Source organism: Streptomyces sp. AN091965, assembly GCF_022698285.1.
In the GTDB taxonomy this organism is placed as follows: Bacteria; Actinomycetota; Actinomycetes; order Streptomycetales; family Streptomycetaceae; genus Streptomyces.
The window spans coordinates 965148-984466 of record NZ_JALDMY010000001.1; the positions used below are offsets into that span (position 1 = coordinate 965148).

Annotated in this window: 16 protein-coding genes; 12 read left to right on the top strand and 4 right to left on the bottom strand. The window is 74.0% G+C overall.

What is annotated here, in order from left to right; translation table 11 throughout:
• The first annotated feature begins 109 nt into the window (after positions 1-109).
• The 9 genes from MQV74_RS03830 (at position 110) to MQV74_RS03870 (ending at position 9966) form a co-directional block, all read left to right on the top strand.
• Positions 110-1114, top strand: coding sequence for a phosphoglycerate dehydrogenase (locus MQV74_RS03830; protein ID WP_242714587.1), 1005 nt, complete (start codon positions 110-112; stop codon positions 1112-1114).
• Positions 1114-2121: a hydroxypyruvate isomerase family protein gene (locus MQV74_RS03835; RefSeq protein WP_278194080.1), complete on the top strand. Its 1008-nt coding sequence runs from the start codon at positions 1114-1116 to the stop codon at positions 2119-2121. Before MQV74_RS03830 ends, MQV74_RS03835 begins: the two co-directional genes overlap by 1 nt.
• On the top strand, positions 2118-2810 hold the full coding sequence (locus MQV74_RS03840; protein ID WP_242714589.1) for a hypothetical protein: 693 nt from the start codon (positions 2118-2120) through the stop codon (positions 2808-2810). The genes MQV74_RS03835 and MQV74_RS03840 overlap by 4 nt, the downstream gene beginning before the upstream one ends.
• The gene (otnK, locus tag MQV74_RS03845) at positions 2798-4117 is read left to right on the top strand and encodes a 3-oxo-tetronate kinase (protein ID WP_242714590.1); all 1320 of its coding nucleotides are present in this window, start codon (positions 2798-2800) and stop codon (positions 4115-4117) included. The genes MQV74_RS03840 and otnK overlap by 13 nt, the downstream gene beginning before the upstream one ends.
• Positions 4114-5457, top strand: a complete 1344-nt coding sequence (locus MQV74_RS03850; RefSeq protein WP_242714591.1) for a class II aldolase/adducin family protein — start codon at positions 4114-4116, stop codon at positions 5455-5457. Before otnK ends, MQV74_RS03850 begins: the two co-directional genes overlap by 4 nt.
• Positions 5454-6803 (top strand): TRAP transporter large permease subunit, encoded by a 1350-nt coding sequence (locus MQV74_RS03855; RefSeq protein WP_242714592.1) that lies wholly within the window; start codon positions 5454-5456, stop codon positions 6801-6803. The genes MQV74_RS03850 and MQV74_RS03855 overlap by 4 nt, the downstream gene beginning before the upstream one ends.
• A 29-nt stretch (positions 6804-6832) precedes the next feature.
• Positions 6833-7087: a hypothetical protein gene (locus MQV74_RS03860; RefSeq protein ID WP_242714593.1), complete on the top strand. Its 255-nt coding sequence runs from the start codon at positions 6833-6835 to the stop codon at positions 7085-7087.
• 4 nt (positions 7088-7091) lie between these two features.
• Entirely contained in the window at positions 7092-7937 is an 846-nt protein-coding gene (locus MQV74_RS03865) for an aminoglycoside 6-adenylyltransferase (RefSeq protein ID WP_242714594.1), read from the top strand.
• Between the two features lie 178 nt (positions 7938-8115).
• A complete protein-coding gene (locus tag MQV74_RS03870; protein WP_242714595.1) occupies positions 8116-9966 on the top strand; it encodes a serine/threonine-protein kinase in 1851 nt (616 codons plus the stop codon).
• Positions 9967-9987: 21 nt separating this feature from the next.
• On the opposite strand, the gene MQV74_RS03875 is transcribed toward MQV74_RS03870, so the two are convergent.
• A complete protein-coding gene (locus MQV74_RS03875) occupies positions 9988-10785 on the bottom strand; it encodes a LysR substrate-binding domain-containing protein (protein WP_242714596.1) in 798 nt (265 codons plus the stop codon).
• Positions 10786-10890: 105 nt separating this feature from the next.
• Between MQV74_RS03875 and MQV74_RS03880 the strand changes: the two genes are divergently transcribed.
• From MQV74_RS03880 to MQV74_RS03890, 3 genes are all read left to right on the top strand, one after another.
• Positions 10891-11289, top strand: a complete 399-nt coding sequence (locus MQV74_RS03880; RefSeq protein ID WP_242714597.1) for a DUF5997 family protein — start codon at positions 10891-10893, stop codon at positions 11287-11289.
• Between the two features lie 160 nt (positions 11290-11449).
• Complete coding sequence (locus tag MQV74_RS03885) at positions 11450-12277, top strand: pentapeptide repeat-containing protein (RefSeq protein ID WP_242714598.1); 828 nt, start codon at positions 11450-11452, stop codon at positions 12275-12277.
• A gap of 184 nt (positions 12278-12461) precedes the next feature.
• Positions 12462-13694 (top strand): cytochrome P450, encoded by a 1233-nt coding sequence (locus tag MQV74_RS03890; RefSeq protein WP_242714599.1) that lies wholly within the window; start codon positions 12462-12464, stop codon positions 13692-13694.
• A gap of 82 nt (positions 13695-13776) precedes the next feature.
• On the opposite strand, the gene fabD is transcribed toward MQV74_RS03890, so the two are convergent.
• Genes fabD through MQV74_RS03905 form a run of 3 tightly spaced genes read right to left on the bottom strand, consistent with a single transcriptional unit; the run spans position 13777 to position 19305 of the window.
• Positions 13777-15693: an ACP S-malonyltransferase gene (gene fabD / locus MQV74_RS03895; protein ID WP_242714600.1), complete on the bottom strand. Its 1917-nt coding sequence runs from the start codon at positions 15691-15693 to the stop codon at positions 13777-13779.
• Between the two features lie 4 nt (positions 15694-15697).
• On the bottom strand, positions 15698-18052 hold the full coding sequence (locus MQV74_RS03900; RefSeq protein WP_242714601.1) for an enoyl-CoA hydratase/isomerase: 2355 nt from the start codon (positions 18050-18052) through the stop codon (positions 15698-15700).
• Entirely contained in the window at positions 18040-19305 is a 1266-nt protein-coding gene (locus tag MQV74_RS03905) for a hydroxymethylglutaryl-CoA synthase family protein (protein WP_242714602.1), read from the bottom strand. The genes MQV74_RS03900 and MQV74_RS03905 overlap by 13 nt, the downstream gene beginning before the upstream one ends.
• Positions 19306-19319 lie beyond the last annotated feature (14 nt).

The following is a 19319-nucleotide window of genomic DNA, read 5'->3' on the forward strand; positions in this document are numbered from 1 at the left end:
TCCTTCGCTGCCCGACCTTAGCGCAGCTCCCCACCCCTCTTGATCACTGCTGAATCCTATACTATTTTGCTCATCGCTATAGTATAGCCAGCGATCGTGGAGGATCCCGATGCCTGACGACGGCTCGTACGTGCTCGTGACCACGGCGTATCTCCAACCCGGCGACGAGGTCGACCAGTTGCTGCGCGGGGCGGGGCTCCGCCCCGTCTTCGCGCGGCCCGACGACCGGCGCGCGGCGGGCCGCTCGCTGCGGGCGGCCGTCGCGGACACCGCCCCCGCGGGCGTCGTGGCGGGGACCGACGCGTTCACCGCCGAGGTGCTGGAGGCCTCCCCCGGCCTCCGGGTCATCGGCCGCTGCGGCGCCGGATACGACAACGTGGACGTGGCCGCGGCCACCCGGCGCGGAATCGCCGTGACCCACACCCCCGGCGTGAACCGGCAGTCGGTCGCGGAGTACGTGCTCGGCCTCCTGGTGGGCTGCGCGCGGGGCATTCCGCGCAGCGTCGCCGACGTACGGGCGGGCGGCTGGTCCCAGCCCAGCGGGCGCGAGCTGGCGGGCGCCACGCTCGGCGTCGTCGGGCTCGGCGCGATCGGCAGGACCGTCGCGCGGCTCGGCCTGGCGCTGGGGATGCGGGTGGTGGGCCACGACCCGCGCCCGGACGCCGGTTTCCTCGCCGAAACGGAGGTCGAGGCCCTGCCGTTGGGGGCCGTGCTCGCCGAGGCGGACTTCGTCACGCTGCACCTCGCGCTCGACGCCTCGACCCGGCATCTGATCGACGGCGCGGCGCTGCGTCTGATGCGGCCCGGCGCGTACCTCGTCAACACCGCGCGGGGCGGCGTCGTCGACGAGGAAGCCCTCGCCGACGCGATCGCCTCGGGCCGTCTCGCGGGCGCGGCCCTGGATGTGACGGAGCATGAGCCCCTGCCACCGGACTCCCGGCTGCGGGCGTTCGACAACGTCCTGGTCACCGGGCACATCGCGGGCGCGACCGTCCAGGCACGGGCCCGCTCCGGCCGCTCGGCGGCGGAACAGGTGGTCGCGGTGCTGTCCGGGCGCGCACCCGAGCACGTGGTGAACCCGGGGTGGGCCGCGGTGCGGGCGGGGGTGCGGTGATGGGGGTTCCTGAGCGGCCGTCGGGTGGGCTGCCGGGTGGGCCGTCAGGTGCGGCGTCGCGGGTCGGCCCGGCAGATCCGGGAGGGCCGGGAGCGCCGGGAAGGCCGGGAGGGCCGCGGCCGGGCCCGGCAGATCAGGCAGACCCGAGGTCGCTCCGGCCCGGCCCAGCGGGCCCAGGACCGCTCCGGCTCGGCGCCGGGCCGGAGGCTCCCCTCCTCGCGGCCAACCTCAAGTGGCTCTTCACCGAGCTGCCCTTCGAGCGGCGCTTCGCGGCGGCGGCCGACGCGGGCTTCGCCGGGGTGGAATACGCGGCGCCCTATCCGTACCCCCCGGCGCGGCTGCGCACGTTGCTACGGGACGCGGGGCTGCGTCAAGTGCTCATCAACTCCCCCGCTGGTGCACCGGGTTCATCCGAGCGGTCCGGCGTGGCCTGTCATCCGGGGCGCGCGGCGGACTTCCGGGCCGGGGTCGAGCGCGGCCTCGAGTACGCCACCGAACTCGGCGCCGGGCTCCTGCACGTGCTGGCCGGGATCGTGCCGCCGGACGTGGGCGCGGAACAGGCGTTCGCCACGTACGTCACCAACCTCCTCTGGGCCGCCGAGCGCGCGCACGGCACCGGGGTGCGGCTCGTGATCGAGGCGCAGAACGACCGTGACGCGCCCGGCTACTTCCTGGGCACCCAGGCCCGGGCGGCGGCCGTCGCTCAGGCGGTGGGGTTCGACCGGGTGGGGCTGCTGCTCGACCTGTACCACGCGCGGCTCACCGAGGGGGATCCGGTCCGCACGCTGCACACGTATCTGCCGTACGCCCTGCACCTCCAGCTCGCCGACCCGCCCGACCGCACCGAGCCGGGCACCGGCGACATCCCGTGGCCGCGCGTCGTCGGCGCCCTGCGCGCGGCCGGATACGGAGGCTGGCTCGGATGCGAGTACGCGCCGGTGGGCGCCACCGTGGCGGGGCTCGGGTGGGTCGCGGAGGTCGCGGCGTCGGCGGAGGTGACCTCATGAACGGGAGCGACCGCACGCGTGGTCCCGGCGCGCCCGGCGTCCGCATCGCCCTCGTGAGTGCCACCGCGGCAGCCGTCGGGCCCGCCGTCGCCGGGCTCGGCGCCGCGTTCCCGGAGGCCCGGCCGTGGAATCTGCTCGACGACGCGCTGCTCTCCGACGCCGACGCGGCCGGTGGGCTCACCCCGGCGCTCGCCGACCGGATGCGGCGCCTCATCGCGTACGCCGTCGAGGGCGGCGCCCAGGGCGTGTTGCTGACCTGCTCGCTGTACGGGCCGGTCGCGGCGCGCGCGGACGTGGGGGTTCCGGTGCTCGCCGCCGATGCCGCCGCCTTCGCCGCGGCCCTCGGTGGCGGTCACCGCGAAGTGCTCGTCCTCGCCACGTTCGCGGCGGCCCTCGACGACTCCGTCGACCGCCTGCGCGCGGCCGCGCGCGCCGCCCGCTCCCCCACGCGGATCGTGGGCCGGGTCGTCGCGCCGGGAGCGGTGCCGGACCCCGGCGCCGCCGACGCCGTGCTACTGGCCCAGTACTCCTTGGCTCCGCACGCCGACGCCCTGGCCGAGGCCCTCGGGCTGCCCGTGCACGCGGGTCCGCACGCGGCGGCCCGTGCACTTCGCGCAGCCCTCCGGAACGCCGCCGCCGAAGGCCCCGCGGAAAGCCCCGTGGAAGGAGACACGCCGTGCTCGGAGTGATCGCGGACGACGTGACCGGGGCGAGCGACGTCGCCCTGGCCCTGCGCGAGAGCGGGCTGCGCACCGTCCTGTACTTCGGTGTGCCGGGCCCGGGCGTGACACCGCCCGACGGCTGCGGAGCCGTGGTCATCGCGCTCAAGAGCCGCATGGCCCGGCCTGGACAGGCCGTCGCGCAATCCCTCGCGGCCCTGCGCCGACTGCGTGCGCACGGGGCGCGGCGGATCTACTTCAAGTTCTGCTCGACCTTCGACTCCACCGCCGACGGGAACATCGGGCCGGTCCTCGACGCGCTCGCCGACGCCCTGGACGTGCCGGTCGTGCTGCTCACGCCCAGCTCGCCGCAGCACGGCCGCACCCAGTACGCAGGCCATCTCTTCGTGAACGGCGTGCCGTTGGCCGAGTCCCCGATGCGCCACCACCCGGTGACGCCGATGACGGACTCCTCCCTGCCCCGGCTGCTGCGCGCCCAGACGCGGCGGCCCGTCGAACTCCTGCGGTGGGACACCGTGCGCGCGGGCGCGGCGGCCGTCCGTGAGGCCGTCGACGACGCGGCCACGCGCGGGGTCCGCTATCTGCTGGCGGACGCGCTCGACGGCGAGGACCTGCGCACGCTCGGCCGCGCGACCGCCGACGCACCGCTGACGGCCGGTGCGGCCGGCCTCGCCCAAGGGCTCGCCGCAACCGTCCCGGGCAGCGGCGCGGCCCCGTACGAGGAGGCGGACCCGCTGTCCGTCCGGCCCGCGGCCGTGCTCTGCGGCAGCTGCTCGGCCCGCACCCTGGAGCAGCTCGACGCGCTGCGCGCCGCGGACCGGCCGACGCACCGGCTCGACCCGGTCGCCGAGCCGGATCCGGCGGCCCTGGCCGAGCGGGCCCTGGCCTGGTACGACGCGCTGCCGACCGGCGCGCAGCGGGGCGCACCCGTCTTCCACTCCTCCGTTCCGCCCGGCGACCTGCACGCCATTCAGCGGCAGTTGGGTGCCGAGCGGGCCGCCGCCACCCTGGAGGAGGCCACCGGGCGCATCGCCGCCGGGCTCGTGGCGCGCGGGGTACGGCGCCTCATCGCGGCGGGCGGGGAGACGTCGGGTGCCGTGGTGACCGCGCTCGGCATCACCGGCGCGCTGATCGGCGGGGCCGCCGCGCCGGGCGTGCCCTGGATCCACCCCACGTCGGGGCCCCGGATCGCGCTGCTGCTCAAGTCCGGCAACTTCGGCGGCCCCGACTTCCTCACCACCGCCTCAGGGCCGCCGCCGGATCAGCCCCTGCCGCCCCCTCCCCCGCACGGACGACGTCAAGGAGCCCGCCCATGACCACCGCCTCCGCCCTCCCCTCCTACGCGGCCGGGCGCGCGGCCGTCGTCGCCACCGCCCGCGCCCTGGCCGCGCGCGGCCTCGCGCACGGCCGCACCGGCAACGTGTCGCTGCGTACCGGCGACGGCCGGATCCTCGTCACCGCGACCGGTGCCGGCCTCGCGGCCCTGGGCCCCGGCGACCTGTCGCTCGTCGACGCCGACGGCAACCACCTCGACGGGCCGCCGCCGTCGAAGGAGGCCTTCCTGCACGCCGCCGTGTTGCGTGCCCGCCCCGACGCGCGCGCCGTCGTCCACACGCACTCCCCGCACGCCGCCGCCGTGTCCTGCCTCAACGGCCTCGACGCCGACGACGCGCTGCCGCCGCTCACCGCCTACTACGCGCTGCGCGTCGGACGCCTCGCGCTCGTCCCGTACTTCGCGCCCGGCGACCGCCGGCTCGCGGCCGCGGCCGAGGAACGCGCCCATGGGCACGCGGCGCTGCTGCTGCGCCACCACGGGCCCGTCGTGGCGGCTCCCGGGCTCGACGCCGCGCTTGAGGCGGTGGAGGAGCTGGAGCAGACCGCGCGGATCTTCCTGCTGCTCCGCGGCACCGACCACGCCCGCCTCACCGAGGAGCAGCGCACCGCGCTGCGGCCGCGACCACCGCGCCCGGTCACCCTGTTCAGCGCGCTCGCCATCAAGAAGGCCCTCGACGACACGGTCCTGGAGTCCTTCACCAGCACCAGCGGCATCGACGTCGACGGCGTGTACGAGCCGACGAACGTCCTGCTGCGGAAGATCGAGGCGGGGGCCCGCCCCGACGTGCTGGTCGGCGTGACCGGAGCCCTGGCGGAGCTGGCCGCATCCGGGGTGCTCCGCGCGCCCTCGCTGCGGCCCCTGGCCCGGGTCGGCATCGGCGTGGCCGTGCCGCCGGGCGCGCCCGCCGTGGACATCGCCAGCACCGGCGCGCTCGTCCGGGCCCTGACCTCCGCGCGCTCGGTGGCGTACTCCCGCACCGGTGCCAGCGGCGTCGCGTTCGCCGCCCTGCTCGAACGGCTCGGCATCGCGGAGGAGGTCAACTCCCGCGCCACCGTGGTCGAGAAGGGCTTCACGGCGCTCGCGGTGACGGACGGCCGCGCGGACCTCGCGGTGCAGCAGCTGAGCGAGTTGCGCTTCGTGCCGCGGGCGCGCGTGGTCGGGCCGTTCCCCGAAGAGGTCCAGCACTACACCGATCTGTCGGTGGGCCTCGGCGCGCACGCCGCGGGCCGCGCCGAGGCCGCCGCGCTACTGCGCCACCTCACCTCCGCCGCGGCGCGCGACGCGTACCGGGCGGCCGGTCTGGAAGACCCACGCCGATGAACGCGATCCTCGCCCTGGTGGCGTTCATCGGGGTCATCATCGTGTGGAACGTGGCGGTCAAGCGGAACATCGGCGAGGCCATGGTCCTCGGGTTCCTCGCGAGCGCCGCGTTCGGGGGCGCGGACGCGCCGCGCGTGGCCTGGGACAGCCTGGTCGCGGGCCTGAAGTCGGAGATCACGTTCGCGGCGCTCGCGTTCGTGTTCGTCAGCGAACTGCTCACCCGCACCGGCCTCGTGCACCGGATGATCGACATCCTCAGCTCGCTGCTCGGCCGCCGCCGGGGCGGCTCCGCGTACGCGGCGACCGTCGCCTCCGGCCTGTTCGGCGCCGTGGCGCACAACGGCGCGGCGATCGTCGCCACCGTCGGCTCGCTCGCCATCCCGTGGATGAAGCGCTCGCGGGCCAGCGGCGAGACGGCCGCGCTCGTCCTCTCCGGGAACGCCGGTGTCGGCGCGACCTTCCCCTTCAGCGGCGCGTTCTTCGTGCTGCTCGCCGCGCCGACGGTGCTGCCCGTGCTCTCCTCGTCCGACGTCGTCGGCACGCTGTTCGTCACCGGGGCGTGGATGGTGGCGATGCGCCTGGTCGTCGCGTACGCGATCGTGCGGTGGCGGGGCGTGGGCACCATGGCCGCCCAGGACATCCGGCCGCTGCGCGCCTCCTTCGCGGCGGGCTGGACCTCGCTGCTCGTCCTGGCCGCCGTGGCCGTGCCCGTGCTCCTGACGTCGGGCCCCGCCAGTGACCGGGCGACGGACCGGCTCGGCGGGCTCGACACCACGGACGCGGTGCCGCTGCTCGTGTGGCTGCCGGTCGTGATGCTGATCGCCGGGCTCCTCGTGGAGCGCCGGACGCTGCCGCACGGCGGCGCGGCCTGGTGGCGGCTGCTCGGCGAGGTCGGCCCGCAGCTCGGCCTGGTGGGTGTGACCATGGTGTCCGCGTTCGCCGCCTCCGAGGTCCTCGACCGGCTCGGCCTCGGCGCGGAGCTCACCCCGTACCTGGAGGACCTGCGGGACGTGCCGCCGCTGGTGGCCGCCCTCGTCGTGGGCCTGATCCTGGTGATCGTGGCGGGTCCCCTGAACACCACCTCCACGCTCGCGGCCGTCGGCCCCGTCGCCTTCGCCGCGCTCACCGCCTCCGGGATCCCCGCGCACGTGGCCTTCGCCGCGGTCATCGTGTGGGCCTCGTCGGAGGGCTGCTCGCCGCCGGGCGCCGCGCCGCTGTACGTGGCCGCGAGCATCGCCGACATCAACCCCGCCCGGATCTTCCTGCCCGTGGCCCTCTACTACCTGGTGCCGACCTATGTCTTCGGCGTCCTCATCGCGACGGGCGCCCTGTGGATCCCGGGCTGAGCGCCCCTTCACCGAACGGAGCACCCGCCGTGCGCACCTTCCTCCGTCTCTTCCTCCTCGGCGCGACCCGCGTCCTCCTGATCGCCTTCCTCCTCGGCGGCCTCACCGTGGTGGCGGGCCAGACCGTCGCCCTCGCCCTCGGCGACCGCCACCTCATGGAACTCTTCGGCACGGACGTCACCGAGGTGGTGTGCGTCGTCGCGGGGGCCGCGGGGATCTGCTCCTTCCTCCACTCGTACGTCCGGGAGGGGGGTCGGGCCGCAGAAGGCGACGCAGTAACGTGACCGCATGATCGTTGAATCCGGGGACGACGGGATCGTCGAGCGGGTACGGGAGTGGGCTCGGGGCCGGGAGGACGTCCGGGCCGTGCTGCGGACGGGTTCGCGGGCGCGGCGCGACGGGACGGTGGACGCCTTCTCGGACCACGACATCGAGCTGTACACCACCGACCCCGACCGCTACGAAGACGGCGCGTGGGTCGAGGAGTTGGCCCCTGTCGTGGTGCAGGTCGGCCTCGAAGGGCCGTGGGACAACCCGGCGCGGCTCGTGCTCTTCGAAGGGGACGTCAAGGTCGACTTCCAGGTGGTGCCGGTCGGCCTGCTGGCGACGATGGCCGCGGACGGCCTCGACGACCTGCACGAGCGCGGCTACGAGGTGCTGTGGGACCCCGACGGTGCCGCCGCCCGCCTGCCCGCCGCCACGGGCGAGGTGGCGGCGGAGCTTCCCGACGCCGAGGAGTTCGCGGAGCTCTGCGCGGAGTTCTGGTTCGAGGTGGCGCACCTGCCGCGCTGTCTCGCCCGGGGCGAGCTGTGGGTGGCCAAGTCCCGTGACTGGACCACCAAGGAACTCCTGCAGAGCGTCATCGAGTGGCACGCCCTGACCCGCGAGGGCGCCGACCACGACGTCTGGTACGGCGGCACCCGCATGCGGCAGTGGGCCGCACCGGAGGTGTGGGAGCGCCTGCCCGACACCTTCGGCGGCTTCCCCGCGGCCGACGCCCTGCGCGCCGCCCGCGCGACCGCCGACCTCTTCTCCCGCCTGGCCAAGGAGGTGGCCGAGACCCACGGCTTCCCCTACCCCCACAAGGCCGAAGAGACCATCCGCCCGACCCTGGACGCGCTCCCCCGGGGCTAGGTGCGGCCGGTGCCCCTGTGCCGCCTGCCCGTTGCCGCTGTGGGGCAGGCACACGGGACGCAGGGGAAGTGCTCAGGAACGTTCTCTACCGTGCAACTTCGGTCATGGGCTGCGGGAAGTCGCCAGTGGCTGGATGATGACCCAGCGAGTATCAGGGGGCGCGTTCCGGGGGGTCGCGATGGTTGAGGGCGGGCAGCCATTCGGTGACAGGTTCCAGCTGATCGAGGAGCTGGGGCGGGGTGGCATGGGAGTGGTGTGGCGGGCCGTCGACACGCTTCTCGGGCGCGAGGTCGCCGTGAAGCACGTGCGCGGGCCCGGGCAGGGGGCCGCGCCCCTGGACACCAAGGCCACCGCGCGCCTGCTGCGCGAGGCCCGCGCGGCCGCGAAGCTCAATCACCCCGGCGCTGTCACCGTGTACGACGTGGTGCGCTCCGGCGCCGAGGTCGTCATCGTCATGGAGCTCGTGCGCGGCACGACCCTGGCCGCGCTCGTGGCCCGCGAGGGCCCCCTGCCGCCCGCCCGGGTGGCGTCGATCGGGGCGCAGCTGGCCGAGGTCCTCGGTGCCGCCCACGCCCTGGGCGTGATCCACCGTGACGTCAAGCCCGAGAACGTGATGCTCCTCGCGGGCGGCCGCGTCAAGCTGGCCGACTTCGGGATCGCCCGGCTCTCCAGCGAGGTCACCACCACGACGAGCGTCTTCGGCACTCCGGCCTACATGGCGCCCGAGCAGATCCGCGGGACGCCCGTTCCCGCCACGGACCTGTGGGCCCTCGGCGTCACCCTCTTCCACGCGGTGGAGGGCGTGTCGCCCTTCGCCCGGCCCGCCGCGGTGGAGTCCATCGCGGCGGTGCTCTCCGACCCGCCGCCCAGGCCCCGCCGCGCCGGGTCCGCCCTGACGGCCGTCCTGGACTCCCTGCTGGCCAAGAACCCGGAGGACCGGCCGCACGTCGCACAGGCCGCCGCGGAGCTGCGGCAGATCGCGGAGGGCCGCGCCACCACCCTGATGGCCGCCCCGGCGGCGCCCCGGCGTCCGGCACCCGTGGCGAGCCTCTCGCCCATGCCCGCGCCCCTGCCGACACCGCCGCGGATGCCGCCGTGGCGGCCCGCGCGGCCCGCCTCCCTGGCGTACCCCGTCCTGCCGGGGCTCCTCGGCCTCGGCACGGTCGGCCTCTGGGTCCTGTCCTGGTTCCAGCTCGACGGGCATGCCGTGCTCACCGGGCCGGGCCTCCTGGTGTTCCGCACGCGCCCCTTCGAGACGTGGTGGATCGACGCGGGCCACACCCCCGACGCCTCCGGCCCCGAATCCTCCTGGGCCACCATCGCGGCCGGTGACCCCTTCGGGGACGACGGGGTGCTCAACGCCCTGCTCGTCCTCACCCACCTCCCCTTCCTGGCGCTGCTCGTCGGCTCCTGGGCGAGTCTCGTCTCGACGCGCCGGCGCGTCTGGGCCGGGCTCCTGGCAGGCAGTAGCGTCCTCGCTCTGACCAGCGGCTTCGTCATCAACGGCGTACACCGGCACTTCGACGCACCCGGCCACGACGTCTGGCTCAACAGCGGGCCCTACCTCCTGGCGGGAGCCGTCGGCCTGCTCGCCGCCACGCACCTGGCGCGGCACGGCGGAAGGCAGGCACCCTCCCTCGACCGCCGCCGCCTGATTCCGGTGGCGGCCGGTGCCGTCACGGGGGCCGTCGCCGCGGGCATCGCCGTCCCGGGGCTGATGAGCGGTGCGGCCGCCGTGGTGGGCACCCTCGCCGTGCTGCTCTGGGCGGGCCTCGTGCTGCCGCACCGCCTCGCCTCGTCGGTGCTCGGCGGCTGGGCGCTGGCGCTGGCCGTACCGCTGACCCTCGGGATCGTCCTCGCCACGCACCCGGATCCCGCCGCGTCCTCCGCGCCCGTCGCCACCTGGCGCTTGGTCGTCCTCGCCACGGCGGTGGCGGCGGTGGGCTGCTGGGCCCTGATCCGCTCCCACCAGGCGCGGGAGGCGGAGGCGGCCCACGCCGCCGCGTTCCTGCGGAACCAGCCCTGGTGACGGGCGGCTCCGCCCCGGCCGCTACGGCCTACGGCGCGGCTTGCCGCCCTTGGTGCCCTTCGGGCCTCCGGAGCCACGGCGCGCGTTCTTGGCGGACGGCTTGCCCGCCGCCTTGCCCGTCGTGCCCCGGCCGCTCCCCTTGCCCCCGGCCTGCTGCCGGCGCGGGCCGCCCTTCTCCGGGCGCTTCTCCTTGGGCTCGGCGTCGGCGCGGCGGCCCCGGGTGCTGTTGACGGTGCGGCCGCGGACGATGCCGATGAAGTCGTCCACCATGTCCGTGGTGGCCTCCTGCGGCCACGACAGCGCCACGCGGGACGTGGGGACGTCCGTGACCGTGCGGTACGTGAGGTCCTTGCGGTGGTGCAGCCGCGCCAGGGACTGGGGGACGATCAGCAGGCCGACGCCCGCCGCCACGAGCTCGATCGCGTCGGCGGTCGTGGCGGGGCGCTCGACGGCGGGGCGCCCCGGCGGGTGCTCCCAGTCCAAGGTGTCGTCCAGCGGGTGCAGCACCAGTTCGTCGTCGAGGTCCGCCGCGGCCACCTCGTCGGCCGCCGCGAAGAGGTGGTCCTTGGGGACCACGACCACCGTCGTCTCCTCGTAGAGGGGGATCGCGCTGAGGTCCTCGCCGTCGACCGGGAGCCGTACGAACCCCGCGTCGGCCCCGCCCCCGCGCAGGACCCCGCAGGCCTCCGGCGCGGTCACCTGGAGGAGGGTCAGGGGGATGTCGGGCAGCCGCTCGTTCCAGATGCGCACCCACTTCGAGGGCGTCACCCCGGGGACGTAGGCGAGCCGGAACGCGGGAGAGTCTTCCGAGCCTGTCACCTCGCCAGACTACCGGGCGTAGTCGGTGGCCGACGCACCGGCGGGCGCCGCCGCCGCGGGCCCGCCGTGGTCAGCGGTCGCGCATTCGCTCGATACCCTTGTCCCATGACGTCGCACCACTCCACCCAGACCATGAAGCCCGCCACCGCGGCGAAGAAGCTGGGTGTGTACCTCGAAGCCACCCCCGCCGAGTTCCGGGAGGGCGTGGTGTCGCGGACCGAGCTCAACGCGCTGCAGGCCGACCCGCCCCAGTGGCTGCGCGACCTGCGCGCCAACGGCCCGCACCCCCGCCCCGTCGTCGCGGCGAAGCTGGGCGTCTCCGTGTCGGGCCTCGCCCGCGGCGGCGTCACGGAGGCCCTGACCACGGAGCAGATCGACGCGCTGAAGGAAGAGCGCCCCGAGTGGCTGGAGCGCGAGCGGGCCACCCAGGCCGAGGTCCGCAAGGAGACGGTGCGTCTGAAGGCGAAGAAGGCGGAGCAGGCCGAGAAGGCCGACAAGGACTGACCTCGGGGCCGGAGCCGGGGGCGCCCGCGCGCCCCCGCCCGGCGCCTCCGTCCCCTCCGCGCGCGTCCCGGGGCCGCGTACTGTCACCGTCCGCGTACGAGGGACAATGGAGGCGTACGACCGCCGTACGCCGCCGCCCACCGCATCAGGAGCCACCGCCTTGTCCGAGCGCACCTCGCACGCCGCCCAGACCGACCTGCAGGCCGACTGCGGGAACTGCTTCGGTCTGTGCTGCGTGGCGCTGCCCTTCTCGCGCTCGTCGGACTTCCCGGTGGACAAGTCCGCCGGCACCCCCTGCGGGAACCTCCAGGAGGACTTCCGCTGCGGCATCCACGAGCGGCTGCGCGACAAGGGCTACAACGGCTGCACGGTCTTCGACTGCTTCGGCGCGGGCCAGAAGGTCTCCCAGGTCACCTTCAAGGGCGTCAGCTGGCGCGAGGACCCGGACTCGGCCCGCGCGATGTACGAGGTCTTCCCCGTCGTCCGGCAGCTCCAGGAGCTCCTGAAGTACACCGCGCAGGCCCTCGACCTGCCCGCGGCCCGGCCCGTCCACCGCGATCTGCGGCGCGCGTACGAGCGGATCGACGCGCTCACCCGGGACACCGTCGAGACCCTGATGGCCGTCGACGTGGACGCCCTGCGGGGCGAGGTGAACCCGCTGCTCCTGCGCGCCAGCGAGCTGGCCCGGGCGGCGGTCCCGGGGCGCAAGAAGAACCACCGGGGCGCCAACCTCATGGGCTCGCGGCTGCGGGGCGCCAAGCTGCGCGGCGCCAGCCTGCGCGGCGCCCTCCTCATCGCGGCCGACCTGTCCGACGCCGATCTGCGCGAGGCCGACCTCATCGGCGCGGACATGCGCGACACGAACCTGTGCGGCGCGGATCTGCGCGGCGCCCTGTTCCTCACCCAGCCCCAGCTGAACGCCGCGCGGGGCGACGCCCGGACGAAGGTCCCCCACCCGCTGGAGCGCCCCTCCCACTGGACGGCCTAGTGTCGGCCCGGCTACGCCGGGTACTCTCCAGCTCTCATCCTGGTCACGTGTCACCGGTCCTCCCGGCGGCACTACTGTGACCTGCGAACTCTCATCCAACCGGGGCCGAGGGCCAAGGCGGTGGATCCCTGTGGATCCCCGCCGGGGGGGTCCCTCAAGCCGGTGCCACCACAAGGAGCACGAGATGACCGGGGGCGTTCTCCCTCAGGAACAGATACCGCTGTTCAACCCCTTCGCCGAGGGGTTCACCGACAATCCCTACCCGCAGTACGCGACGCTCCGCGAAGTCGCCCCCGTCTATCCGCACCCTTTGGGGTTCTGGGTGGTCACCCGGTACGAGGACGTGTTCGGCCTGCTGCGCTCGGGCGCGTCGGTCGAACTGCGTAACGTGAACTCCGGCGCGCTGGAGAACCTGCGGCAGAAGGACGAGTCGCGCAAGACCCCGCTCATCGACGGCTTCTCGATGATCGACCGGGACGCCCCGGACCACACCCGGCTGCGGCGCCTCGTGCAGAAGGCGTTCACGCCGAGGTCGATCCAGGCGCTCGCGCCGCGCATCGGCGAGCTCGTCGACGGCATGCTCGACCGGATCGCCGAGGAGGGCGGCGCCGACCTGGTGCCCGCGCTCGCGTCGCCGCTGCCGTTCACGGTGATCGCGGACATGCTGGGTGCCCCGCCCACCGACCACGAGCGGATCCGGGAGCTGAGCGGCACGATCGTGCGTTCCCTGGAGCCCGTCGCCGACCCGGCCGTGATGCAGGAGATCGAGAACGCGGACGCGGAACTGGCCGTCCTCACCGCCGAGATGATCGAGTGGAAGCGGCGCAACCCCGCCGACGACCTCATGACGGCCCTGATCGAGGCCGAGGAGGACGGCGACAAGCTCAGCGACGACGAGCTGGTCGCGCAGATCCAGCTGCTGTACATCGCGGGCCACGAGACGACCGTGAACCTGCTCGCCAACGGCACCCTCGCACTGCTGCGCCACCCCGAGCAGCTCGCCGCGCTGCGCGCGGACGCCGACCTGATGCCCAACGCCGTCGACGAACTGCTGCGCTACGACAGCCCGTTGCAGTCGAGCCGGCGCATCACCCTTGAGCCGACCGTGCTCAGCGGCGTCGAGATCCCCGCGGGCGCGATGGTGGTCGCCGGGCTCGCCTCCGCCAACCGCGACGCGGCGCGCTGGGGCGAGGACGCGGACACGCTGCGCCTGGACCGCGAGGGCGCCCGCGCCCACCTGGCGTTCGGCTCCGGCTCGCACCACTGCCTCGGCGCGGCCCTGGCGCGCCTGGAGGCGAGCATCACCTTCGAGCGGATGCTGAAGCGGTTCCCGGACCTGTCCCTGGCCGGTGACGTGTCCTGGAACGGCCGCATCAACGTGCGCGGCGTGGCCTCGCTGCCCGTTTCGGTCGGCTGACACGGCTGATCCCGGCACGCGCCCGAGAAGGCGTCAGGGGGCTCACCGCCACGGCGGTGAGCCCCCTTTGCCGTTCCCGGGGTCAGACCAGGGCGGGCCGGGTGGCCTGCTCCAGTCCGTCGCGCAGCCGCCGCATGGACGCGGCGTTGTTGCCGAACTGGTTGATGGCGAACGCACCCCGGTGGTCGGGGCCGTAGCCGTGCTTGAGGAAGTTGACGAAGGAGCCGCTGGCGCTCAGGTCGACGAAGTAGTGGCGCGCCGGGTCGCGGAACGCGGTGGCCATCAGCTCGTCGAAGCGCACGCGCCCCCGGATCACGTCCCACGTGTAGTCGTCCCAGCCGGTCAGTGCCGCGCCGTCCAGCTCTCCGGCGTACGCGCACGAATACACCGGCAGGTTCGGCGAGTTGACCGTGACCGCGCGGCCCAGGCTCCGGCACTCGTGCCGGATGTCGTCGAGGAGGCCGGAGTGGAAGCCGTGGCGCACGGGCAGCCGGACGGCGATCACCCCTTCCCGGTCGAGCGTGGCACGGGCCTCGGTGACGCGTTCGGCCTCGCCGCTGACGACGAAGTTGCCGGTGGTCTCGCCGGTGAAGTTGACGCCCGCCAGGGCGAGTCCGGCGAACAGGTCGCGCCGCCGCTGGTAGAGGGAGGGCGGGGCGAGGACGCTCAGCATGCCGCCGGGACGGCAGCGCGCCTCAAGGAGGTGGGCCTGCTTCATCACGAGGTCGAAGCCGTCCTCGAAGGACATCGCCCCGGCGACGGTGGCCGCGACGTACTCGCCGAGGCTGTGGCCGAGGACCGCGTCGGGGCGGAAGCCCTCCGCGCGCAGGGCCTCGGTGAGGCTCCAGCCGATGCTGTAGAGCGCCGCGTGCGTGTGCAGGATGTCGTCGTAGTCCTGGCCGCGCCGGGCGGGGTCGTACAGGGCCGACACGAGGGACGTGCCCTGCGCCGCCCCGTACAGCGCGCCGCACCGGTCCATGGCGTCGCGGAACGCCGGGTGGGTGTCGTACAGCTCCTGTCCCATGCGGTAGTACTGCGTGCCCTGGCCGCCGTACATGAAGACGACCTCGGGCCGCCGCAGGGGCCGGTGGGGGGCGGGGGCGGGGGCGGCCGGGGGCCGCGGGGCCGCGGGTTCCTCGAAGGAAAGCGGCTCCTCGCGGATCTTGCCGGTGAGCTTGGTCAGGACGGTGCCGGGGCCGATCTCCCGGAAGTCGTCGTGGCCGCGCGCCATCAGCCAGGAGAGGGACTCGTACCACCGCACGGGGCTCGATATCTGCCGCACGAGGAGGTCGGCGTAGCCGGTCGTGGGATACGGCCGCGCCGTGCAGTTGGCGATCACGGGGATGCGCAGCGGGCGGAAGTCGACCCCCGACAGGTGGCGGGCGAACTCCTCCTGGACGTCGGCCATGCAGCGCGAGTGGAAGGCCGCGCTCACGTTGAGGGGGATGAACCGCGCCCCCGCCTCGGTGTAGGCCTCGCGGACCTCCGGGGCGTGGACCTCCTCGTAGGCGCCGGAGAGGATGCACTGCTGCCGGGAGTTGATGTTGGCGATGTCGATGCCGGAGTACGGGAGTGCGGCCAGGATCTCCGCGGCGCGTTCCTGGTCGAGGTTGACGACGGCGGCCATCGCGCCCTTGGGGGCCCGGCTCATCAGCTCGCCGCGCCTGCGCACGAGGTCGAGGCCGGTCGTGAAGTCGAAGGCGCCCGCGGCGAACAGGGCGCTGTACTCGCCCAGGCTGTGCCCGGCGACGACGGCGGGCGGGGCGCCGCCGGAGTCGACGTGGTCGAGGTACTGCAGGGCGCTGACGGCGTAGAGGGCGGGCTGGGTGTACTCGGTGCGGTTGAGGACCCGGTCGGGGTCGTCGACGCACAGGTCGCGCAGCGAGTAGCCGAGCAGCCGGTCCGCCCGGGCCACGAGGTCGGGGTACTTCTCGAACAGCTCCTTGCCCATGCCCTTGCGCTGGGAGCCCTGCCCGGGGAATACGTACACGGAAGTCATGTGATCACTCAGCCGTCGCGAGAGGTGCCGGTCCGCCGGGGGCGGTGGGGGGCGTGGGTGGTGTGCTGTCGGCGGCCAGGGCGCCGTAGGCGGCCAGGCGCTCGGTGAGCAGGGCCGCGGTCTCCCGCAGCAGCCGCTCGGCGATGACGTCGACCCTGCGGCCGCGCCACGGTTCGAGGTCGGTGCCGCGCACCCAGGTGTTGAAGGCGCCGAGGGCGGGGCCGCAGTGGATCTGGTAGTCGACGCGCTGGTCGGCGCCGCGCAGCGCCAGGCGCGTGGAGTGGACGAAGTACCAGCGGAAGACGTGGGCCATCTTCTGCTTGGGGCTGCGCTCGACGTCCGCGAGCCGGGCGGGGAAGCGCCGTGCGAGGTACGCCCGGGTCTCCTCCCACACCTCGTCGAGGGAGCGCTTGAAGTACTTGGTCTCCAGGGTGGCCCGGGTGCGCGGGTCGAGGTCGTCGAGGGAGTCGTGGCGTACGTAGAGCTCGTACAGCTTCTGGGCGCGGGCGGGGAAGAACGTGCTCTTCCTGACGGCCTGGACGCGGGCGCCGACCTCGAACATGTCGCCCGCGGGCGCATACTCGGTGTCGTGCACGCCGAGGCCCTGGAGCAGGTCCTTGACCGCGTCGCTGGTACCGGCCTCGACGGTGCACTGGTTGATGGAGCCGGTCACGAGGAACTCGGCGCCCAGGGTCAGGGCCGCGAGGGCCGCGTCGGGGGTGCCGATGCCGCCCGCCGCGCCGACGCGCACGGCGGCCTCGCCGCTCTCTTCGGAGTAGCCCTCCTCACGCGTCACGCGGTCGCGCAGGGCGCGCATGGCGGGCATCAGGACGTAGGCGTTGCCGCCGTCGGTGTGGCCCGCGGAGTCCGCCTCGACGCACAGGTCCTGGGCCAGCGGCAGGCGGGCCCCGAGCGCGGCCTGCTCGGGGGTGATGAGCCCGTCGTCGAGCAGGCGGCGTACCAGGGGTTCCGGGGCCGGGCGCAGGAAGTGCTCGGCGACCTCGGTGCGCGAGACCTTGGCGATGATGTGGTGGTCCTGCCGCAGGCGCCCCTCGGCGTCGGTGCCGAGGCCCGCGAGGCGGTAGTGGACCAGGGGCAGCGTGGGCCGCAGATAGGCGGACGCCTCGACGGAGCGCACGCCGTGGCGCAGGTACAGCTCGACGGTGCGGGCTTCGAGATCCGGGTCGTCCGGGTTGTTGAGGAGGTTCATGCCGAAGGCCCGGCCGGGGTCCAGGCCCTTCTTGATGCGGGTGATCGCGTCCTCGACCTCGTCGAGGGGGAGGCCTCCGGTGCCGAAGAAGCCGAGCATGCCCGCGTTGCCGAGCGCGGTGACGAGGTCGACGGAGGCGATGCCCTTGTACATCGCTCCGGCCGCGTAGGCGTAGTCGACGCCGTGCGCCACGCGGAAGTGCGGGCTGCCGAGAGCCCGGGGCGACAGGGCGGGCGGCGGCGAGGCGGGGCGCGGGCGCTGGTGCAGGTGCTGTTCTTCCACGGTGGTCTCGCTCGGGGACGGCTGCGGGCGGGGCGGGGGCGCGGGCCGGGCCACCGGGGCGGCGGCGGGGTCCGGTTCCGGCGTCGAAGCGTTCTCCCAGGGGAAGACGCCTTCCTCGGCGTAGCGCCGGATGGCCCGTACGTTGTCGGGGTCGCCGAAGACCTGGCGGTTGGTGGCGAGCGCGACGTCCTTGGTGTGCTCGGTCAGCGGGGACAGCTCGCGCAGGTACGCCTTGTAGCGTGCGACGCCCTTCTTCGACAGGCGTCCCAGGCGCTGGAGGTGGCGGCGCAGCAGCGCGTCGCTGGGCGTGCCGAGCGCGTCGACGAGCCCCCACTCGTGGGCCTGCCGGGCGTCGATGGTCTGGGTGGTGGCGGCGAGGTAGTGGGCGCGCTGGAAGCCGGTCCTGCGGATCAGATAGGGCAGCACGACGGCCGGGATCAGGCCGAAGAGCAGCTCGGAGAGGCTGAAGGTCGCGCTCTCGTCGGCGATCACCACGTCGCACGCGGCGACGAGGCCGACGCCGCCCGCGTTGGCCTTGCCGCGCACGTGCGCGACGGTGAGCACGTCGGCGTAGGCCATGTGCCGGAAGAGCTCGAACATCGGCTCGGGGTCGAAGGACGTGTCCCGTCCTGTGCGTGCCGCGTCGCTGATCACGCCGAAGTCGGCGCCGAAGCAGAAGACCTCGGGCAGGCCTTCGAGGACGACCACGGTGGTGTGCTCCGCGGCGGCGGCGCGCGTGAAGACGTCGTCGAGTTCGTGGACGAGCGTGGCGTTGATGGCGTTGCCCGCCTCGGGCCGGTGGATCTGCGCGAAGAGGACGCTGCCCTGCTCGCGGACGCGCAGGGTGGAGTAGGTCAGTCGATCCATGCGTACTCCCGGTGGAACTCCTTGATCGCGCGCAGGACGAGGCGCGGCGAGGAGCCGGCGCCGCGCGGCGCGGTCCTGGCGACGAAGTCCTGGTTCACGACGGTGTCGCGGGTGCCGACGCGGACGAAGGCGCTCTCGCGCAGGAGTTGGTCGTACTCGTCGAGGGAGAGCTGGTAGCGCCCGTCGAGGTGGTCCTCGATGCCCATGGCCCGCAGCCGCTCGGCGCCGTCGGGGGTGACGACGCCGCTGTAGAACTCCGAGCAGCAGCCGGATCCGTAGGAGAAGAGTCCGACGCGCCGCGGGTCGGGGTAGCTGCCGGTGCAGATGGTCCCGGCGAGGGAGAGGAAGACCGTCGCGCCCATGATGTTGCCGACGCGGCCGCAGTAGCTGAGGCCCGGGGCGACGCGGCGCTCGAAGTCCTCGGCGACCTCGGCGCCCTTGGCCCCCGCGACCTTGCGCATCATGGTGCGGTGGGCGCCCTTGACCATGCCGCCGAAGGGGGTGTGGAAGGCGAGGTACTGGAAGGTGTCGCGGTAGTTCGCGCCCTCGACCTTGGCCTCGTAGGCGCGGTAGGCCTGCTCGCAGCAGTCGAGGTAGGACATCAGGGAGAGGTCGACGTCGCCCGCCTCGCTGTCGGGGGCGGGGCGGCAGGTGTCCATCACCTCGTAGCCGTAGGTGCCGCTGGCTCCGACGTCGAGCTGGAAGACGTGCGGCTCGGCGCTGACGAGCAGGGCGACCGCGCCCGCGCCGCCGCTGGGTTCGGCGTAGGCCCAGTCCTGCGCGGCCACGTCGTCGCCGTCCTCCAGGATGTAGCGCGAGATGTCCGTGGCGATGACCAGGGCCTTGGCGCCGGGAGATGTGCCCGAGAGGATGAAGTTGCAGGCCATCTGGAGCCCGGCGGTGCCCGCGTAGCAGGCCTGCTTGAGCTCGAACATCCGGCAGTTGCGGCTCAGGCCCAGCTGGTCGTGCAGATAGGTGCTCGCCGACTTGGAGAAGTCGAAGCCCGACTCGGTGCAGGTGATGAGGAGTTCGATGCTGTTCTTCTCCTCCTCGCTCATGCGGTCGAGGAGCGGCCGGGCCGCGTTGGCACCGAAGGTGACCGGGTCCTCGAAGGGCAGCGCGACCGTCTTCTCCTTCATCAGGAGGTTGTTCAGGCGCGCGAGGTCGAGCTCGCGGTGCCGCGCCAACTGCATGACGTCGAGCACGGCCGAGCCGCCGAACACGTTCATCGCTTCGATACCGACGCGGGACATGGGGTTCGCTGTTC